General features: G+C 65.6%; 15 protein-coding genes. 6 read left to right on the forward strand and 9 right to left on the reverse strand.

Annotated elements, in window-relative coordinates; all coding sequences use genetic code 11:
* The first annotated feature begins 1 nt into the window (after position 1).
* Positions 2–1,039, forward strand: coding sequence for a PilN domain-containing protein (locus tag BMW89_RS04165; protein WP_177195809.1), 1,038 nt, complete (start codon positions 2–4; stop codon positions 1,037–1,039).
* Positions 1,036–1,638, forward strand: a complete 603-nt coding sequence (gspM, locus tag BMW89_RS04170) for a type II secretion system protein GspM (RefSeq protein WP_177195810.1) — start codon at positions 1,036–1,038, stop codon at positions 1,636–1,638. The genes BMW89_RS04165 and gspM overlap by 4 nt, the downstream gene beginning before the upstream one ends.
* A 19-nt stretch (positions 1,639–1,657) precedes the next feature.
* Here gspM and BMW89_RS04175 read toward each other — a convergent pair whose 3' ends face one another.
* Positions 1,658–5,272 carry an autotransporter outer membrane beta-barrel domain-containing protein gene (locus BMW89_RS04175; protein WP_244547509.1) on the reverse strand — a complete coding sequence of 1,205 codons (3,615 nt, stop codon included), beginning with the start codon at positions 5,270–5,272 and terminating at the stop codon, positions 1,658–1,660.
* 334 nt (positions 5,273–5,606) lie between these two features.
* On the opposite strand from BMW89_RS04175, the gene BMW89_RS04180 reads away from it, so the two are divergent.
* Positions 5,607–6,296, forward strand: a complete 690-nt coding sequence (locus BMW89_RS04180) for a hypothetical protein (protein WP_092022937.1) — start codon at positions 5,607–5,609, stop codon at positions 6,294–6,296.
* 3 nt (positions 6,297–6,299) lie between these two features.
* On the opposite strand, the gene rffA is transcribed toward BMW89_RS04180, so the two are convergent.
* Positions 6,300–7,442, reverse strand: a complete 1,143-nt coding sequence (rffA, locus tag BMW89_RS04185; protein WP_092022939.1) for a dTDP-4-amino-4,6-dideoxygalactose transaminase — start codon at positions 7,440–7,442, stop codon at positions 6,300–6,302.
* A 127-nt stretch (positions 7,443–7,569) separates the two neighbouring features.
* Between rffA and BMW89_RS04190 the strand changes: the two genes are divergently transcribed.
* A complete protein-coding gene (locus tag BMW89_RS04190; RefSeq protein ID WP_143062708.1) occupies positions 7,570–9,150 on the forward strand; it encodes a lipopolysaccharide biosynthesis protein in 1,581 nt (526 codons plus the stop codon).
* Positions 9,151–9,156: 6 nt separating this feature from the next.
* Here the strand turns inward: BMW89_RS04190 and BMW89_RS04195 are convergent, their stop codons facing one another.
* The 7 genes from BMW89_RS04195 to BMW89_RS04225 form a co-directional block, all read right to left on the reverse strand.
* Complete coding sequence (locus tag BMW89_RS04195; RefSeq protein ID WP_092022943.1) at positions 9,157–10,365, reverse strand: glycosyltransferase family 4 protein; 1,209 nt, start codon at positions 10,363–10,365, stop codon at positions 9,157–9,159.
* Positions 10,362–11,129 (reverse strand): class I SAM-dependent DNA methyltransferase, encoded by a 768-nt coding sequence (locus BMW89_RS04200; protein ID WP_092022945.1) that lies wholly within the window; start codon positions 11,127–11,129, stop codon positions 10,362–10,364. Before BMW89_RS04200 ends, BMW89_RS04195 begins: the two co-directional genes overlap by 4 nt.
* Positions 11,126–12,247 (reverse strand): DegT/DnrJ/EryC1/StrS family aminotransferase, encoded by a 1,122-nt coding sequence (locus BMW89_RS04205; RefSeq protein ID WP_092022947.1) that lies wholly within the window; start codon positions 12,245–12,247, stop codon positions 11,126–11,128. The genes BMW89_RS04200 and BMW89_RS04205 overlap by 4 nt, the downstream gene beginning before the upstream one ends.
* Complete coding sequence (locus BMW89_RS04210; RefSeq protein ID WP_092022949.1) at positions 12,244–12,690, reverse strand: cupin domain-containing protein; 447 nt, start codon at positions 12,688–12,690, stop codon at positions 12,244–12,246. The genes BMW89_RS04205 and BMW89_RS04210 overlap by 4 nt, the downstream gene beginning before the upstream one ends.
* Positions 12,691–12,816: 126 nt before the next feature.
* Positions 12,817–13,995, reverse strand: a complete 1,179-nt coding sequence (locus tag BMW89_RS04215; protein ID WP_092022951.1) for a CgeB family protein — start codon at positions 13,993–13,995, stop codon at positions 12,817–12,819.
* Between the two features lie 4 nt (positions 13,996–13,999).
* Entirely contained in the window at positions 14,000–15,304 is a 1,305-nt protein-coding gene (locus tag BMW89_RS04220) for a hypothetical protein (RefSeq protein ID WP_092022953.1), read from the reverse strand.
* Between the two features lie 43 nt (positions 15,305–15,347).
* Positions 15,348–16,310 carry a UDP-glucuronic acid decarboxylase family protein gene (locus BMW89_RS04225; protein ID WP_092022955.1) on the reverse strand — a complete coding sequence of 321 codons (963 nt, stop codon included), beginning with the start codon at positions 16,308–16,310 and terminating at the stop codon, positions 15,348–15,350.
* A 227-nt stretch (positions 16,311–16,537) separates the two neighbouring features.
* Here BMW89_RS04225 and rfbF point away from each other — a divergent pair, with 227 nt between their 5' ends.
* Positions 16,538–17,308: a glucose-1-phosphate cytidylyltransferase gene (gene rfbF, locus BMW89_RS04230; RefSeq protein WP_092022957.1), complete on the forward strand. Its 771-nt coding sequence runs from the start codon at positions 16,538–16,540 to the stop codon at positions 17,306–17,308.
* Positions 17,305–18,384, forward strand: a complete 1,080-nt coding sequence (gene rfbG, locus BMW89_RS04235) for a CDP-glucose 4,6-dehydratase (RefSeq protein ID WP_092023400.1) — start codon at positions 17,305–17,307, stop codon at positions 18,382–18,384. The genes rfbF and rfbG overlap by 4 nt, the downstream gene beginning before the upstream one ends.
* Positions 18,385–18,429: the final 45 nt, after the last annotated feature.

Raw genomic sequence — 18,429 nt, forward strand, 5'->3', positions numbered from 1 at the left:
GATGAGTTCGCTCAATTCCCTTCGCGGCATGCTCGATGCCTGGACCGGCACCGTCGCCGGCACGATCGTTGCCGCGCTGGAGCGGATGGTGGCGCCGCGCGTGGTGCGCCTGGTCGAGGGCGAGTCCGGTGCGTTCGCGCTGGAGGCTGCGAAGTCGGACGAGGCGTCGAAGCAGGTCGTGTTCGAGGACGGCAAATTCGAGGGCATCAATCTCGCGCAGATCGCTCGCGGCAGCCGCGTCGAGATCGTGCTGCGGCCGGCGCGTTTCCTGTTCCGTCCGCTGGAACTGCCGGCCCGCGCCGCAGACTTCATCGAGGGCATCGTGCGGGCACAGATCGACCGGCTGACGCCGTGGAGCGCGGCCGAGGCCGTGTTCGGGTGTAGCCCGCCGGTGGCTCATGGCAGCGAGAGCATCACCACGGAGATCGCGGCAGCGCCACGCAGGCTGGCGATGACTTATGTCGATGCGGTGTCCCCGTTCCATCCGTCCGCGATTGCGATCGTGACGGAGGCGGGTGGCGGCGGGCCCATCAAGGTGTTCGAGCAGAAGTCGCGCGGCGCGATCGACCCGGTGCGGCTGAGCCGGACGCTGCAGGCGGTGCTGGCGCTTGCCGCGGTCGCAGCGGTCGTCGGGTCGGTTGCGGCAAGCTACCTCGCCGACAGCCTCAGTGCGCAGGAGGGCGAGCTCGAACGGCAGATTACCCAGCGCCGCGCCGCGCTCCGTGGCGATGGCGGCGGCGAGCGCTCGCCGCTCGCGCTGCTCGAGCGGCGCAAATACGAGACGCCGGCGAGCGTGATCGTGCTGGAATCGCTGAGCCGGCTATTGCCTGACCACACCTATGTCACCGAGATGCATCTTGCCGGCAACAAGATCCAGATCGGCGGCATCACCCGCGATGCGCCCGGGCTGATCCCGCTGATCGAGCAGTCCCAGCATTTCACCCGCGCGACCTTCTACGCCCCGACGACGCGCAGCTCCACCGATCCCGGCGAGCGCTTCCACATCGAGGCGCAGATCGAACCGAGGAATGCGCCATGAACAGCACCATGGGCAGCACCAAAGTCGTCGGCGGTAACGCCGTGACGCGGGCGCTGACCGGTTCGCCGCTGATCGCTGTTACGCTCTATCTCGCCATTGCCGGCGGGCTGTTGCTGATGGCGGGCCTGTCGATCGCCGACGTCATCGCGCACCGCCAGGCGCTGGCGCAGACGTCAGACCTGCTCGACCAGCTGCGTGGCCGCAAGGGCGGCGCCAAGAATGCCGCGGCAGTCATGGCCGAGCATCCCGGCACGCCGTTCCTGGAGGGGCCGACCGTGACAGTTGCGGGCGCCAACCTGTTGCAGCGGGTTGCTGCTGCCGTCGGCAATGTCGGCGGCTCGGTGCAGTCCTCGCAAGTCGACGTAACAGGCGCGCAAACCAAGGACGGCTTCGTCGGCCTCGTCGTGAGCTGTGAGCTGGAACAGCCGGCGCTCCAGAAGCTGCTGTACGATCTCGAAGCCGGAATGCCGTTCCTGTTCGTCGATCAGCTCGACGTCCAGGTGCCGCAAACAACCGCGTTGAGCGATGCTCCCACCGGCCGCGTCAGGGTGATTTTGGGAGTTTCCGGCCAGTGGCAGGCGGGGAAGTCGGGCGGCTGAAGAGGCGAACTTCGTCAGCTCACCAGCTGTACTTGAACACGCCCTTGCCGGAATAGCTGGTGACGTTGCCGGAGAACTCGCCGTCAAAGGTGCCGGCGACCGAGAAGCCGCTCAGCCATTTCATCTCGGCGCTGGCGCTGACCAGTGCGGAGTCGGCATCGACCCTGGCGCCGTTGACGACGAAACTGGTGCCCGGCAGCGTCTGGAACAGCGCGGTGACGGCGCGGCTCGGATTGTAATCGTGCGCCCAGGCGGCGCGGCCGCGCAAGGTCAGCACGCCGTTCTGCATCCCATAGGATTTGTCGGTGCGCAGGCCGAGCTCGGAGCGGGTGTCGGTCAGCGATTGCGATGTGTAGTTCAGCGCGAACAGGCCGCCGCCATTGAGGCTGACTTCGGAATAATTGGGCAGGTTGAAGTTTGTCACCTGCGCCGCCGCGTAGGGCGTGATGCCGATCAGCGGCGTCGCAAAGCGATAACCGCCCTCGAAGCGGGCCGAGAAGGTGTCGGCCTTGAAGCGGCCCTGGAGCTGGTCGAAGCCGCCGGGCGCCACGGTGCGGTTGGTGGTGACGTCGTGCCAGCCATAGGCGAGCGCGGCCGAGATATAGGCCGGTCCGAAATTGTGCCGGCCATAGGCACCGGCTTGGAACAGATCGGCCGAGCCCGAGCCCATCGCATTGGCAAGCGAGTAGTTCATCCCGCCGCCGCCGAGCGCGAAGCCGACCAGCGTGTCCACCGAAAGCCTGTAGTCGGCGCCGGCGGCGCCGCCCCAGACCCGCGCGGTCAGGTCCTGCGAGCCGACCACCGCATTGCCGCCGACCTGCGCCGAGCCGCCATAGCCGGCCGCCCAGACGCTCCAGCGGTTGGCCGGCTGCGCGGAGAGCAGCTGCGGCGCCTTGGTCGCCATCGCATAGGCCTCACGCTCGTGCGAATTGGCCGGCCGCATCGACGCGTAGCCAGAAGCGTCGTCGCTCTCGGCGAATTGCGCGACGCTGCCGGCCTTGGCGAAGCCGCTCGAGCGGCCGACGACGGTCGGATCGAGCATCAAATTGAGGAACTGGCCGTCGGCGTTGATCGCGGACTGGATGATGCCGGTGCCGAGCTCGCCCGAGGCGGTCGTTAAGCCCGCCGGCGTCAGTGCCGCGAAGGCCGCGGGGATGCCGCCGGTGGTGTTGAAGAAATTGGTCAGCGTGTTGGCGACGTTCTGCTGGTTGGCGGTGAGGCCGCCGCTGGCCGGCGTGAAGTTGACGTTGACGTTGAGGAAGACGTTGTTGGGATCGTAGCTCAGCGTCGCGGAGACTGTCGGCATGTTGGAGACGACGGCTGCGTTGAAGGTGGTGCCGCCGAGGCCTCCGGTCGCGGACAGGATCGTGTACTGCTTCTTGAGCATACCAGAGGTAAAGATCGCGCTCACCGTCGCGTTGCCGAGCGTGGCTGCGCCAAGGACGTTGGCGAGGCTCGCATTGGTCGAGGAGACCTGCACGAGATAGGTCGAGGCGGCGGTGAAGCTGAGCGGTCCGTTCACCGTCAGCGGTCCGAACGGGCTCGCCGTGCTGCCGGGCGCCAGCGTGCCGCCGGTGACCGCGACACTGCCGACCATGCCGCTGCCGGCGAGCGTGCCGCCGGTGTTGACGGTGCTCGCGCTGACGATGGAGCCGTCCACAACCAGTTTGCCGCCGTTCACGGTGGTGGCGCCGGTATAGGTGTTGGCGCCGGAGAGCGTCTCCGTGCCGCCAGCCATCGTCAGGCCGCCGCCGGCGCCGGCATCGCCGATGACACCGGCGAAGGTGCCGTTGGCATTGGTGATCGTCAGCGTGTTGGCGCCGAGATTGACGTTGCCGGAGCCCGCCAGCGACTTAATCGAGGTGCCGGTGCTCAAGGCCGTGATGTCGAAGATGCCGTTGGCGACGACATTGCTCGAGGTCGCGATGCTGCCGTCGCTGCCGGCGGAGTTGATGAGATCGAGCTCGCCGCCGGCCGCGATGGTCGTGGTGCCGGTATAGATATTGGTGCCGTAGAGCTGCTGCGTCGCGCCGCTCGCGATCGCGAGGTTGCCGGCGGCGCCGCCGCCGATGCCACCGTCCTGGATGACGCCGCCAAAGGAGTTGCCAACCGTGACCGTCAGCGTCTTCGACCCCAGCGCGACGACGCCGTTGGCGCCGAACGAGAACAGCTGTGTCACCGATGCCCCGGACGTGGTCTGGGAAATATCGAGCGTTGCGCCCGCGCCCGAGAACGCGACGTAGAGCGAACTCGCAATCGAGCCGCTGCCCTTCAGCGCCAGCGTCGCACCCGTGTCGATCTGCGTGACGCTGCTGTAGGTGTTGACGCCCGAGAGCGTCTGCGTGCCGGCGCCGACTTCGAGTCCGCCGGTGCCTTGAATGACGCCCGCGAACTCGGTCGAGCCGTTGCTGATGAACAGCCCATTGCTGCCCATGTTGACGACACCGGAGGAGCTGCCGGCCAGCGTCGTGATGGCATTGAACGGGAACGACGACGCCGAGATGTCGAGCGTCGCATTCACGGTGACGACACTGGAACTCGCGATGCTGGCGAAGCCCGACAACGCCAGCGTTCCGGCCGAGATCGTGGTCGCGCCGGTGTAGGTGTTGACGTTGGTCAGCGTCAGCGTGCCGGTGCCGACCTTGGTCAGGCCGCCGCCGGTGCCGGAGATGACGCCGTCGACCTGGGTCGAGGTGTTGAGGCTGCCGGTGGTGAGCGTCTTGGCGCCGAGCACGTAGTCGCCGGCGCCCTCGATCGAGCCCGCCGTCATGCCGGTGCTGGAGAGGCCCGAGATGTCGAAGGTGCCGCCGGCATTGGTGATGAAGCGCGCGCTGCCGCCGGTCGAGGTGCCGGTGAAGCTCGTGATGCCGCCATTGTTGGTCGTGATCGTGGAGCTGCCGGCGGTGGCGGAGTTGGCGAAGGTCAGCGTGCCGCTGTTCGATATCGTCGCCGTGCCCGCAGTCGACGAGGTGTTGAACGTGATGAATCCGGTCGCGTTGTTCGTGATGTTGGACCCGCTCGCCGAACTCGTGTCGTTGAAGTTTATCACCGCGTTGTTGATGATGGTCGCGGTTCCCGCGTTGCTGCTCCCGTTGAACTCGATGTCGCCGCCACCGATGGCGCCATTGGTAATGTTCGCCGTGCCTGCGCTGCTGGTATCGTTGAAGCTCATCGCGCCGCCGCTGACGCTGTACGTCACGACATTGCTGCCGGCGCTCGCGGTGCTGGAATTCAAGAACACCATGCTGGAACCGACGTTGAACGTCTGGATGCTGGTCGAATTGTTGGAGATGCCGGTGCCGTTCACCACGAAGATGTCGCTGGTGGTGATCGTATAGGCCGGCGCGTTCGGCGCGGCGGTGAAGATCACGCTGCCGATGTTGACGAGGCCGCTGCTGGCGATGTTGGTGTCGGCCGAGGTCGAGAAGGTCGCGGTGCCGTCCGGCACGGTCGGAGTCGGGCCCCAGTTGGCGCCATCCGTCCATTCGCTGGTGCCGCCGATCCAGTTGCCGTCCACGGCATGCGCGGCGACGACGCCGAGCGCGGTGGTCGCGAGCAGGGTTGCCAGCGCGTGACGGAATACGGACCGCATCCGGTATTCGATCCCTTCACGCCCGATCGTCGGTCCGGCCATCGTTGCTCTCAAATCAGAAAATGAAATCATCGCAATCATGCAACGCGGCGTTCGGCGCAGCCCCGCTGCCCTGCCATAATCTCATGGCGTCGCAGCGCCTCGCAATGAACGGGGGTCTGTTTGCTCCGGGTTCCAGCCCGTTGCGCGTGCAATTTCAGCGATCGTGGCCATTGGGCAACATTTTCATGCATCGCAACATAGGCGGCCTGGAGAGACGGGCGCTCCGGCAGAATTGAGCGGATACGGCGCGGGTTGATGGTCAGGCGTATCAGGCCTAGTTTGCGCTGGAAGGCTTGCCGCGTGCTGGCGCGGCCGCTGATCGTAAGGGAATGCGATGTTCGCCTGGCTTCGAGCGATGGGATTGGCCGCGCTGTGCGCGGTACTGGGCATCGCCGCGAGCTCGGCGGCCACGTCCTCGCGCATGGATATCCTGCCCGATGATGCCGCCGGCCCCGCCGAAAGCGTCGATGTCGGCGCGGTGCGGCCGATCGCGCAGCCGGCGCAGGCTGTGAGCAAGCCGGTTCCCCGCGGCAATCCGCTGTGGGCCGTACCGCTCTCGGCGCTGACCACGACCCAGGATCGCCCGATCTTCTCGGCCTCGCGCCGGCCACCGCCGCGTGCGGTCGCCGCATCGGCGGTCGAAGAGCTGCAGCCTCCGCCGCCCAAGCCGGTCGATGCGCCGCCGCCGCTGATGCTGGTGGGGGCCGTGGTGGGCGAGGGCGATGCGATCGCGATTCTCGTCAACCGCACCGACCAGAAGGTCGTGCGGCTGCGGCAGGGCGAATCGCTCGGCGGCTGGTCGCTGACGGCGGTTCAGCCGCGCGAGGTGACGCTCAAGCAGGGCGATCGCAGTGAGGTTTTGACGCTGCAGCGGCCGGACGGAACGGCCGCTGCTCCACCCGCGGCGGGCACCACGCCCATGGAGGCCGGCGGCAAGCTGACCATGCCGACCTCGATCGATACGCCGTTCGCGCCCTTCGTGCCGCGCGCCACGCCGAAGAACGGCGAGTCGGACGGGCTGTAAGGATTATCGTCCGAGGATCTCGCCGAGCGTTTCGCAGACCCGCTCTTGTTGTGCCTCTTGCAAACCGATCCAGAACGGCAGCCTGACCAGCCGCTCGGACAGATCCGTGGTGTGCTTGAGATCGCCATGCGTGCGCCCAAACCGCATCCCGGCCGGCGCGGAGTGCAGTGGCACATAGTGGAAGACCGCTCCGATCTTCGCGTCCCGCAGCTTGCCGAGCACGGTGTCGCGATTCGTACCTCGCGGCAGCAGCACGTAATAGAGATGGCCATTGTGCGTGCAATGGCCGGGCACGACCGGACGGCGCAGCAGCCCGCGCTGCTCGAGCGGCGCCAGCATGGTGTGATACCGATCCCAGATCGCGAGCCGCTCGCTTGTGATGTGCTCGGCGTCCTCCAGCTGGGCCCACAGGAAGGCTGCGGTCAGGTCGCTCGGCAGCAGCGACGAGCCGACGTCCTGCCAGGTGTATTTGTCGACCTCGCCGCGGAAGAAGCGGCCACGATCGGTGCCCTTCTCGCGAATGATCTCGGCGCGCAAGGCGAGCGCGGGATCGTTCACCAGCAGCGCGCCGCCTTCGCCCGACATGATGTTCTTGGTCTCGTGGAAGGAGAAGCTGCCGAGATCGCCGATGGCGCCGAGTGGCGTGCCCTTGTAGCTCGCCATGATGCCCTGCGCCGCATCCTCGACGATGCGCAAGGCGTGGCGCTTTGCGATCGCGAGGATCGGGTCCATCTCGCAGGCGACGCCGGCATAGTGCACCGGCGCGATCGCGCGGGTGCGCGAGGTGATGGCGGCCTCGATCTGGCGTTCGTCGAGGTTGAGCGTGTCCTCGCGGATGTCGACGAAGACAGGGATCGCGCCGCGCAGCACGAAAGCGTTCGCCGTCGAGACGAAGGTGAAGGAGGGCATGATGACCTCGTCACCGCTTTTGAGATCGAGCAGGATCGCGGCGAGGTCGAGGGCGGAGGTGCAGGAATGCGTGAGCAGCGCCCTGGCACTGCCGGTGCGCCGTTCGAGCCATTCGTGGCAGCGCCGGGTGAAGGCCCCGTCGCCCGACAAATGATGGCTCTTCAGAGCCAGCTCGATATTGGCCTGCTCCTTGCCCGTGACGTAAGGCCGGTTGAAGGGGATGAATTCGGATGCCATTGCCTAAGCTGTCTAACCGCCTTAAGACGCGGCTTCAACGTCCCAATCCGATCGCGCCAAATTGGCGGCTTTCATTGCGGGAATCAACCGGCGATCGCGCGCCGGGGCTTGCCGGGAAGGATGCGGCTTGACCGATACGCAAATGGACGCGCCCGGCACGTCCGGCGGTTCGAGCGGACCCGGCGGGGTCGGCCGCGCCCGACGGCTCCTGCAGGGCTGGTCCGCGAACCTCGTCCAGATGGTGCTGGGGCTGACCCAGCAATTGCTGCTGATCCCCGCCTTCCTGCATGTCTGGAGCAGCGACTTGCTTGCGGCCTGGCTCGCGATCTATGCGGCCGGCAGTCTCGTGGTCGTGGCTGACGCCGGCTTGCAGCTGCGGGCGATCAATCGCTTTCTCGCCTTCAAGGCCTGCGTCGACTGCGACGGGCGCACGGCGAACTTCTATTCGGCGATGCTGCGGATCTACCTCGCCGTCATCGCCGTGCTGGGCGTCGTGCTGTGTGCGGCCATTTATCTGGCGCCTCCGTCGACGGTCCTCGGCTTCCACGCCGCGCCGACCTTCGACGCCGCGATGCTGGTGATGACGCTGGGCATGCTCCTGACCTTGCCCGCCAATCTCGCCTCAGGCCTCTATCGCGTGCGTGGCCAGTACGGCCGGACGGTGTGGCTGCAGAACGGCGCGCTGCTGCTCGGCCAGATCGCGCAGCTGGCGGCACTCGCGATGTTCGGCAGCCTGCTCGCGGTGGCGATCGCCTTCGTATCGATGCAACTGCTGTTCACGATTGGCCTCTCCGCATTCGATGCGCCGCGGCTGTTTCCGTTCCTGCGCCGTGCCGGCAAGCCGCCATTCACACCGCCATCGCTGCGCTGGAGCATCGGGCAGTTCGGCCGTGCGCTGCCCTTCGCGGTCGGCAATTTCACCGAGCTCGCGCTGGTCAACGTTCCCGTGCTGCTGGTCTCCGCACTGGTCACCAACCGCGTCGCGGTGGCGCAATGGGGCCTGACGCGGGTGATCGCGAGCCTGGTGCGCGGCCTCTGCCTCCAGGTCACGCTGCCGCTCGCCGCCGAGCTCGGCCACGACCATGCGATCGGCGACAAGGAACGGCTGCGCCGGCTCTACGCCCACGGCTCGGTGTTCGTGACCGGCCTTGCCTGCCTGATCGTCGCTGGCTTGCTGCCGTTCTGGCCGGACTTCTTCGCGTTGTGGACCCATGGCAGCATCCCCTATGACGCGCCGCTCACGGTGACGCTGCTGCTTGGCTCGGCGGCGGTGGCGCCGTCGCTGCTGGCGCTGGGCTTTGCCAACCACAGCAATCGCGGCGACCTCCTGATCCGCACCAAGGGACTTCAGCTCGTCGTCTTCCTGGTGCTGTCCTTCATCCTGATCCCGCGGCTAGGACCACTCGGTGCCGCGCTTGCCGTGGTCGCGAGCGACATGCTCGTGCAGTTCGGCCTGCTCGCGCTGACGGTGATGCGGCAAACCCTGCGCCAGCCGCTTTGGCATATCGCGTTTCTGACGCTGATGGCCGTCGTCATCGTGGCGTCAGGCTGGCTGATCGGGCTTGCGATTACCACGCTGGTGCGGGGGAGCGGGCTCGTGCATTTCATCGTGGAATGCGCGATCTGGCTGGCTGCGGTTGGTGTGCTCGCAAGCCCGCTGCTGAATGCGGCGCTGCGCGAGCGTTTGCGGGCGTTGATTCCGGCCTAGCTTAATTTAGCGCGGCGTCAGCGCCAGCCGATGCTTCAGCCGTTCCAGATGGCGGGCGAATTGCGCGTGGCCGGCCTTGGTCTCCTCGGCAAATTGCGCGAGCCTGACATGGCCGGCTACTTGCAACCGCTCGCGCGTGCCGTCGGTGCGGAGGGTGACGATCGCATCAGCGAGCGAGCGCGGATCGTCGTAGTCGAACAGGAGCGCGGCGTCGCCGGCCTGGGCCTTGAAGGCTTCAGGGTAGATCACGGGCGTGCCGACCGCCCAGGCTTCCAGCGGCGGCAGATTGGTCGGGCCGAAATAGCTCGGCATCACCAGCGCCGCCGCGCCGCGATAAAGCGCGCCGAGCTCGGCCGACTCGACGAAGCCGATGATGGAGATCTGATCCGACAGACCCAGGGTGCGGATCGCCGCGTTGATCTTGTCGCGGCCGCCGCGATCCGAGCCGCACAGCACCAGCCGTTCGGTGATGCCCCGCTCGCGCAGGCTCGCGAGCGCTGCGAGCAGCGTCATGTGGTTCTTGTGCGGCCAGAACTGCGCCGGATAGAACAGATAGCCGGGCTCGAGCCGGTACTTTGCCAGCACCGCCGCATCGTCGGCAGCGGCTGGCGCGGACTGGCTGACATAGGCCGAGGGCGAGAACGGGATACAGACCGCGCGATCCCGCTCCATGGCGTAGCGCCGGCAGAGATCGTCGGTCAGCTCGGGTGCATTCACGATCACCACCGCCGCCTTGGTGCTGGCAAGACCGAACAGGATCTCGCGGCGCTCGAATTCGCCGAAGGTGCGGACTTCCGGAAACTCCGGCGCGTCGCGATGGCAGCCGTCGAAGATCGTGATGATGAAAGGCAGCTCGTACAGCAGCAGATGCCGCTTCGAGGTCGAGGTGAAGTGCACGACGTCGATGCCGTCGCGGATCAGCGCGCGCTCGAACGGCGATTTCAGCTTCAGCGCGATCTGGACGAGATCGAACGGCCCGCAATATTTCAGGAACAGGAAGAGATAGTCGATCACGCCGAATTTGCACAGCCGGCCTGCGACGCCGAACTCCTTCAGGATCTCCAGCGTCTTCGGATAGGGCGAGTAGACCACGATCTCGTTGCCCGAGGTGGCGGCCCAGTCGCGCAGCCACAGCAGATCGTTGAGCGGCTGCTGAAAGCCGCCGCCGACCTCGAGCGCCTGTTCCAGCATCACGGCGAGCCGCAGCGGTCTCACGGCGTGCCGCTCTTTCTGGTAACCGCGTAGGCTGCCCAGCTCTTCGTACTCGGCGCGTCCTGCGTCAGCCATGCGGCATGGGCTGCGGGCTCGAAGCCGCTCGCCTGTAGCGCCGCGTCGATCTCGAACGGAAACCAGTAGCGCATGTGGTGCGCTTCATCGACGCGACGGATCGTGGCGCGCTTGGTGTCCTCGCAGAACAGCGTGTAGTTCACGGTGACGGTCGCGGCCTGCTCGTCGTGGTCGGATTGCGCGATGCGGGTGAGGCGCAGCGGTGTCTGCTCGATCACCTTGACCCGCGTCTCGACGCCCTGCGCCAGCACGGCGCCGCCATACCAATAGTCGAAGAAGAGCACGCCATCGGGCTTCAGCGCGGCATGAGCGGTGCGGAACATCGCCGCCAGCGCGTCGCGGCTAGTCTGGTAGCTCGCGACATGAAACAGCGATACCACGGCATCGAAGTCGCGTTCGGGGCCCGTCTCGCAGGCATTGCCCTGCCGGAATGGAATCGACAACCCGGCCTGTTCGGCGCGCGTTTTGGCGCTTGCGATCATCTCATGGCTGAGATCGATACCGGCAACATTCCATCCCTGGCGCGCGAAGGCGAGTGCGTGCAGACCGGTGCCGCAGCCGAGATCAAGCAGCTTGCCTGAGGAAACGCCGTAATCGCGCAGGCGCGCTTCGACGAACGCCGTCTCCGCCGCGTAATCCTTGTCCCGGTAGAGGAGATCATACCAGGGCGCGTATTCGGCGAACACCGTCACGCCAAAATCTCCTTCAGCGCCTGCGCGGAGCGAGTGATCTCATCATCGGTCAAGGCAAGGCCGCTTGGCAGATAAAACCCGCGGCGGGCTATGTATTCCGCGTTCGGATGGGATTCGTCGAGCATCAGGCCCATCCGGCGCAGCACCGGCTGTTCGTGCATGCACCAGAAGAATGGCCGTGTTCCGATGCCCTTCTCGCCGAGACGGCGCATCGCCTCCTTGGCGTCGAACGGCACGTCGTCGTTCAGTACGATGCCGTAGACCCAGTAGATATTGTCCGCATAGCTGGTCCGGGCGACCGGGCGGCGGATGCTGTTGAGGCCACCGAGATGCTCGTCATAGAGCCGGCCGATCCGGCGCTTGAGCCCGACCGTCCGCGGCAGGCGCTCAACCTGGGCGACGCCGAGTGCGGCCTGCAGGTTGGTCATGCGCGCGTTCCAGCCGAGCTCCTCGTGGACGAAACGTTGCTGCGGCTGGAAGCAGAGATTGCGATAGCCTTGCAGGCGATCGGCGAGCGCATCATCGTCGGTGAGGATCATGCCGCCTTCACCTGTCGTGACGTGCTTGTTCGGATAGAAGCTGAAAGTCGAGACGTCGCCGAAGCTGCCGCAGGGTTTGCCGCGATAGGTCTGGCCGTGCATCTCGGCGGCGTCCTCGATCACTTTCAGATCGTGCTTGCGCGCGAGCGCCATGATCGGATCGAGATCGACCGGCAGGCCGTAGATGTGAACCAGCATGATCGCGCGCGTGCGCGGCGTGATCGCGGCTTCGACGTCCTCGGCCGTCATGTTCCAGGTCGCGGCATCGCAATCGACCCCGACGGGGACGAGGCCGGCGCGCACGATCGCAGCGGCGCAGCTGATGATCGTGAAGGTCGGGATGATGACTTCGGAGCCTTGCTCGAGCCCGAGCGCATGCACCGCAATGTCGAGTGCGACCGAGCCGTTGGTCACGGCGATGCCGTGGCGACGTCCCGCAGTCTCGGCCATCGCCTGCTCGAAGCGCTTGATGAACGGTCCCTCCGAAGAGATCCATCCGGTGCGGATGCATTCGGCGAGATACTCGGCCTCGTTGCCATCGAGCAGTGGCGTGTTGACGGGAATGAATGGCGCGGTCACCGGCCTGGGTCCTTGATCCGGATCTCGGACGGTGGAACTTCGGTGAACCTCGTCTTGTCGTTCTCGCCGGAATAGGGGCCTTGCTTGATCTCGAACATTTCGAGCGGTTCGAGCACGTGGAAGCCGTGGGCGCCGCTGCACAACAGGATGATGTCGCCGGCGCCGAGCACGCGGCTTTCGAGATATTTTTCCTCGACGGTGTAGAAGTCGACCTGGAGCTTGCCCTTCTGGATCAGCAGCACTTCCTGGGTGTAGTGCACCTCGCGCGTCACCTTGTTGTGGCGATGCGGCTCGATGCTCTTGCCTTTCGGATGGCTCATATAAGCGAGCTGCTGCGACAGTTCCGGCGTCGAAAAGAAATGGATACCCGGCTCGCGAAACGAGGCGCGCACGATGATCGCATAAAGCTGATCGCCGAATCGAACATGTTCGACGTGTTCCATCGTAAGCCTCGACAAAAAGCACTGCAATTAGAGTGAGATAGCCGTCCCGCTGCTCACTTTGGCCATTTTGGCCGGGACCGTCAAGGGCGGACCGAACATGACAATCGGTGCGACATTGGCGCGGATTTAACCGACGTAACCCAGGATCTCCTCGACGCGCCGGCGGAAGGTGTGGGCGGCAAATGTCCTGGCCTGTCCCGCCGTCGCGATGGACCTGCGCGCCGCGTCGTCGCCGAGATAGCGTTCGATCTGCGCAAGGCAGTCCTCGACCGTGCGCCAGGCGGCGACCTCGCGATCGAGGGCGAACAGCGTGTGCAGATTGTCCTTGAAGTCGGTGAGCAGGAATGCGCCGACGCCGGTCGCTTCGAACAGGCGTGCATTCCCGGCCTCGCGGCCGGCCATGTCGATGTGCGAATTGAGCGTGACGCGTGAGGCGCGCAGTGCCTGGTACATCTCCACGCCCCAGACCTCGCCCTGGTAGCAACGATGTAGCGGCGAGGAGGCGGGAAGGGTGTGCAGGCCGCTGCCGAACAGTTTGAGGTCGTAGCGCCGCGCCACCGCTTCGAGCTGCGCGACGCGGAGCTGGTGATCCGCCGACACCGCGCCGACGAAGGTGACGTCGAAACTTTGCGACGGCGGCGGCGGCAGAACGTCGAGGATCGTGGGCTCGAAGGCGAGGTGAACGATTTCGGCGCGCGCGCCATGGGCGCGGAAGAACTCCACCACCGCACCCATCTGCGAGATCATGAGGTCGTAGACCGACCAATCCTCGCCGCGCGAGGGCGAGATGCCGACCTGGCCGACCAGGACCGGGCGGCCGATCTCCTTGATCCGGCGCGCCAGGCGCGTGTCGACGTGAAACAGATCCTGGTTGAGGACGAGATCGGGTTTAAAATCCTCGATCTGCGCCAGCAGGATGTTTTCAGCCTCAGTGTCGAGGCGCGGGCTGAGGCCGACCTTGCGCGCGAGCGGTCGCAGCACCGGCTTGAACGGCGCGACCGCGCGTTGCAGCCAGCCGGGGATGGCATCGCGCGCCGCGGGCGCGCCTGGCGGCGCCGGCTCGGTGACGGCGAGGCCGTGCTCGCGCGCCCACGCTGCCCGCATCCAGGGATTGTTGACGTGGATGTCAGCGGCGACGTGCCCTAGCCGTGCGAAATTGCGTGAGTAGAAATCGGCAACCCCGAACAGGCTGGCGTTCCGCGCCGCCATCTGCGCAGCGTAGGGCTCGTTCTCGAGGCCCGGATGGCGGCGGTAGAGCCAGGAGAGAAAACGCGGATAATCGGCATTGAGGATCAGGATGCGCACGGCGTCACGTTTTCGGTTCGAACAGGCTGCGGGGCATCACGTACCAGAGCAGGAACAGGATGGTGGCGCCGTGGGTCAGCATGGCGACCGAGAGCGGCACGTTGAGCAGGACATGCGGCAGCACGCCGGCTGACATCAGCACGAAGCGCGGCGGAAGCCCAGCCGAGGCACGATTGCCGAGTGCCAGCACGAGGCCCGATGCGAGCGCGGTCAGCGGCGCGAGGGCAAGACCGACGGAGGCGACCCCTTCGGTCGCAAACAGCGACGCGTTCAGGTTGCCAAAGCCGTAGGTGTTCTGCATCACGATCGCCAGCGGCTCCTGGTAGGGACACTGCGTCAGCGGCTTGAGGACCGAGATCTGGCAGAACCAGGTCAGCGGATGGCTCGCGAAGAAATGGTTATAGATGTCGAGCGCGCTCGATGCGGTCGCCATCATCCGGATGTTGACGAGGTCGAAATATTTGCCGGGGATGCTGGCGAGGGTGGCGCCGGTGAGGACGATCGCGACGAGGCCGAGCAGCATCGGAACGAAGATCGATGCGACGACCGAGGTCCGCGCCTCCAGGACGCGCGACAGGACGGTCAGTGTGATTAGCCAGGCCGGCGTGAAGAACGCGAACTTCGTCAGTGTAATTGGGTAGAACAACAGGAGCAGGACCAGCACCAGGGCGGCGCGCCAGCGATAGCCGAGCAGCCAGTAGCAGGCGAACGCAAACGGCAGCAACGTGCTTGAGACCCACCCGGTGAGATATCGCACGGCTCCCGGGAATGCGAGCGCGTCGCGATAGTCGTAGATGTCAGCGATCGCGACCAGCCGGAAATTGTAGGTCGAGGCCACGGCGATGGTGACAATCGAGATCACCAGGATCAGCGTCAGCAGATGCTCGAAACGGGCGTTCGACAGCACGACGAGTTGCCGGAGCGGCGCCCGGACGAACAGTGCGGGCCACAGGAACAGCACGAGCGATACTGCTGCAGAAAGCCCCGCGAGCAAATGCTGGTAGCTGTATTCCGAGGACACGTCGATCCACAGGAAGCCCAGGATCATCGTGTAGAAATAGAAGCCGGCGAAATAGCCGAAGCTGAAGCGGGCGGCGGCGAACAGCAGCGAGACGAGCGAGAAGGCGGCGGCGACGGCGACCGCGACCCAGAGGCGCTCGCTGCTGAAGTGGATATAGGACTGGAAGGCCGCAACCTTGATCAGCGAGATGCAGGTGACGGCGCTGTGCAGCAGCAGCAGGACCGTCAGCGCCGCTCTGGAGTCCAGCCGGGCTCGCAAGTCGCTGATGATGCCGGACGGTGCGCTCATGGCGGACGGGCTCGCTTGCGGACGCGGTGAGTTGCGAGCGGGGTCAGGCGATTTCGAGCGAGTGCTTGAAATAGGCGATAGTCTCTTTCAAGCCGTCTTCGAGCGCGACCTTCGGCTCCCAATTCAGCGCCGCCTTCGCCTTGGTGAGGTCGGGCTGGCGCTGCCGCGGGTCGTCCTGCGGCAGCGGCTTGAATACCAGCTTGGAGCGCGAGCCCGTGAGCTCGATGACTTTCTCGGCGAGTTCGCGGATGGTGAATTCGGAATTGTTGCCGATGTTGATCGGCCCGGTGACGTCTTCCTTCGTCACCATCAATCGCAGGATGGCCTCGACGAGGTCGTCGACATAGCAGAACGAGCGGGTCTGCCCGCCGTCGCCGAACACGGTGATCGGCTCGCCCTGGAGCGCCTGGACGATGAAGGACGACACCACGCGCCCGTCATTGGGCTGCATGCGCGGGCCATAGGTATTGAAGATGCGCGCGACCTTGATCGGCAGGCCGTGCTGGCGCCAATAGTCGAAGAACAGCGTCTCGGCGCAGCGCTTACCCTCGTCGTAGCAGGAGCGGATGCCGATCGGGTTGACGTTGCCCCAATAGTCCTCGGTCTGGGGATGGATCAGCGGATCGCCATAGACCTCGCTGGTCGAGGCCTGGAAGATCCGCGCCTTGAGCCGCTTGGCAAGGCCGAGCATGTTGATGGCGCCGTGCACCGAAGTCTTGGTGGTCTGCACCGGATCGCGCTGGTAGTGGATCGGCGAGGCCGGGCAGGCCAGGTTGAAGATCGCGTCGACCTCGATGTAGAGCGGGAAGGTGACGTCGTGCCTGACCGCCTCGAACAGCGGATTTGAGATGAGATGAGCGATGTTGCGCCGGCTGCCGGTGAAGTAATTGTCCGCGGACACCACCTCGGCGCCCGCATCGAGCAGCCGCTCGCAGATGTGCGATCCGATGAAGCCGGCGCCTCCGGTCACGAGGATGCGGCTGTTCTTGTAGTTTTCAAACGGCATTATCGGTTCCAGCTGGGTCTTCAAATCGCGCTTTGAGACGGTCTCGTCCGGTGCGGCCGGCAGGAGTGGTATCGGCTACAGGTGGAAACGCCAATAGGCTTGCGGATGGTAATATAATACCATTTTAGAATCCGAGGTTGGGCCTAGGACGATTTTTCAGCTAGGCAGGTTCGTATCGAAGCATTTGGGGATGCGAGGGGAAGCGTGTTCCCGGTTTGGAGCAGTGAATGAAGGTCGTCATTCTCGCGGGAGGCCTGGGCACCCGAATCGCCGAGGAGACCGCCACGCGGCCGAAGCCGATGGTCGAGATCGGCGGCCGGCCCATCCTTTGGCACATCATGAAGATCTACAGCCATTACGGCTTCGATGATTTCGTGATCTGCCTTGGTTACAAGGGCTATATGATCAAGGAGTATTTTGCGAACTACTTCCTGCACATGTCCGACGTGACCTTCCATATCGCCGAGAACCGGATGGAAGTGCATCGCGAGACCGCCGAGCCCTGGCGGGTCACGCTGGTCGACACCGGCGAGGACACCCAGACCGGCGGCCGGTTGAAGCGGGTGCTGCCTTACGTCGCCGACGAACCCTTCTTTGCGCTGACCTATGGGGACGGCGTCGCCGACATCGATCTCGGCGCCGAGATCGCCTTCCACAAGGCACATGGACGCAGGGCCACCGTCTCGGTGGTGCGGCCGGCAAAACGATTCGGCGCGATCGCGATCGAGGGCGACCGTGTGGTCAATTTCGAGGAGAAACCGAACGACGACGGCGGCTGGATCAATGGCGGCTTCTTCCTGCTGTCGCCATCGGTCGGCGAGCTGATCGCGGACGACACGACCATCTGGGAGCGCGAGCCGATGGGGCAGCTCGTGCGCGGCGACGATCTGCGCGCCTATGTGCATCCCGGATTCTGGCACCCGATGGATTCGCTGCGCGACCGCAACTTCCTCGAAGGCGAGTGGGCGGGCAACCGCGCCAAATGGAGGGTCTGGTGACGGACCCGGCATTTTGGCGCGGCAAGAAGGTCTTTCTCACCGGCCATACCGGCTTCAAGGGCGCATGGGCGTCGCTGCTGCTACGTCGCCTCGGGGCCGACGTCTACGGCTATGCGCTGGCGCCGACGCATCAATCTTCGCTGTTCGTGACGGCGCGGATTGCCGATGACATCAGGCACCGCATCGCCGACATCCGCGATCTCTCCACCTTGCGCGCCGCGATGGCGGAGGCCGCTCCCGACATCGTCATCCACATGGCGGCGCAAGCGCTGGTGCGCCCGTCCTATGAGGAGCCGGTCGAGACCTTCGCGACCAACGTGATGGGCACGGTGCACGTGCTGGAGGCGGCACGGCAGCTGCGCTCGCTTCAGGCGATGCTGATCGTCACCACCGACAAGTGCTACGAGAACAACGGCACGGGCGAGGCCTTCCGCGAGAGCGACCGTCTCGGTGGCGATGATCCCTATAGCAACAGCAAGGCCTGCGCGGAGCTCGTGACGCACTCCTATCGCCGCAGCTTCTTCAACGTGCCGAGCGCGGCGCGCGTCGCGACGGCGCGCGCCGGCAACGTGTTCGGCGGCGGCGACTGGGCGCGCGATCGCCTGGTGCCCGATGCGATGCAGGCGTTCCTCGAAGGCCAGGCGCTGCGCATCCGCAACCCGAATTCGGTGCGGCCCTGGCAGCACGCGCTGGATCCGGTGCTCGGCTATCTCAAGCTGGTCGAGCGGCTGGCGAGCGATGAGCGTCTTGCTGGCGGCTGGAATTTCGGGCCCGACGCCGCAAGCGAGGTCCCGGTCGGGACGGTGGTCGAGCAGTTGATCGCGCTATGGGGCGACGGTGCGCGCTGGACGGCAGATGACGGCCCGCATCCGCACGAAGCCGCCTTTTTGCGGCTTGATTGCGCACGCGCCCGCACGTGGCTAAACTGGACGCCGCGTCTGCGTCTGTCACAGGGGCTGGCTCTCACCGTCGACTGGTACAAGGCGCTACAGCGCGGCCAGGACCTTCGTCGCGTTTCTCTCGAACAGCTCGAACGCGTACTGCAAGACACCGTGCCGAACGGCGCGGCGCAGTAGGCATCCAAACCATCTTGCGGCCAGATTGTCGCGGTCAGGGTTAAG

Source organism: Bradyrhizobium sp. OK095, from assembly GCF_900109945.1.
In the GTDB taxonomy this organism is placed as follows: domain Bacteria; phylum Pseudomonadota; class Alphaproteobacteria; order Rhizobiales; family Xanthobacteraceae; genus Bradyrhizobium.

What these genes read in the sequence shown, in the direction of transcription:
- BMW89_RS04165 (WP_177195809.1), top strand. Translation starts at nt 2, where the DNA reads ATGAGTTCGCTCAATTCCCTTCGCGGCATGCTCGATGCCTGGACCGGC.
- gspM (WP_177195810.1), top strand. Translation starts at nt 1,036, where the DNA reads ATGAACAGCACCATGGGCAGCACCAAAGTCGTCGGCGGTAACGCCGTG.
- BMW89_RS04175 (WP_244547509.1), bottom strand. Translation starts at nt 5,272, where the DNA reads ATGGCCGGACCGACGATCGGGCGTGAAGGGATCGAATACCGGATGCGG.
- BMW89_RS04180 (WP_092022937.1), top strand. Translation starts at nt 5,607, where the DNA reads ATGTTCGCCTGGCTTCGAGCGATGGGATTGGCCGCGCTGTGCGCGGTA.
- rffA (WP_092022939.1), bottom strand. Translation starts at nt 7,442, where the DNA reads ATGGCATCCGAATTCATCCCCTTCAACCGGCCTTACGTCACGGGCAAG.
- BMW89_RS04210 (WP_092022949.1), bottom strand. Translation starts at nt 12,690, where the DNA reads ATGGAACACGTCGAACATGTTCGATTCGGCGATCAGCTTTATGCGATC.
- BMW89_RS04220 (WP_092022953.1), bottom strand. Translation starts at nt 15,304, where the DNA reads ATGAGCGCACCGTCCGGCATCATCAGCGACTTGCGAGCCCGGCTGGAC.
- BMW89_RS04225 (WP_092022955.1), bottom strand. Translation starts at nt 16,310, where the DNA reads ATGCCGTTTGAAAACTACAAGAACAGCCGCATCCTCGTGACCGGAGGC.
- rfbF (WP_092022957.1), top strand. Translation starts at nt 16,538, where the DNA reads ATGAAGGTCGTCATTCTCGCGGGAGGCCTGGGCACCCGAATCGCCGAG.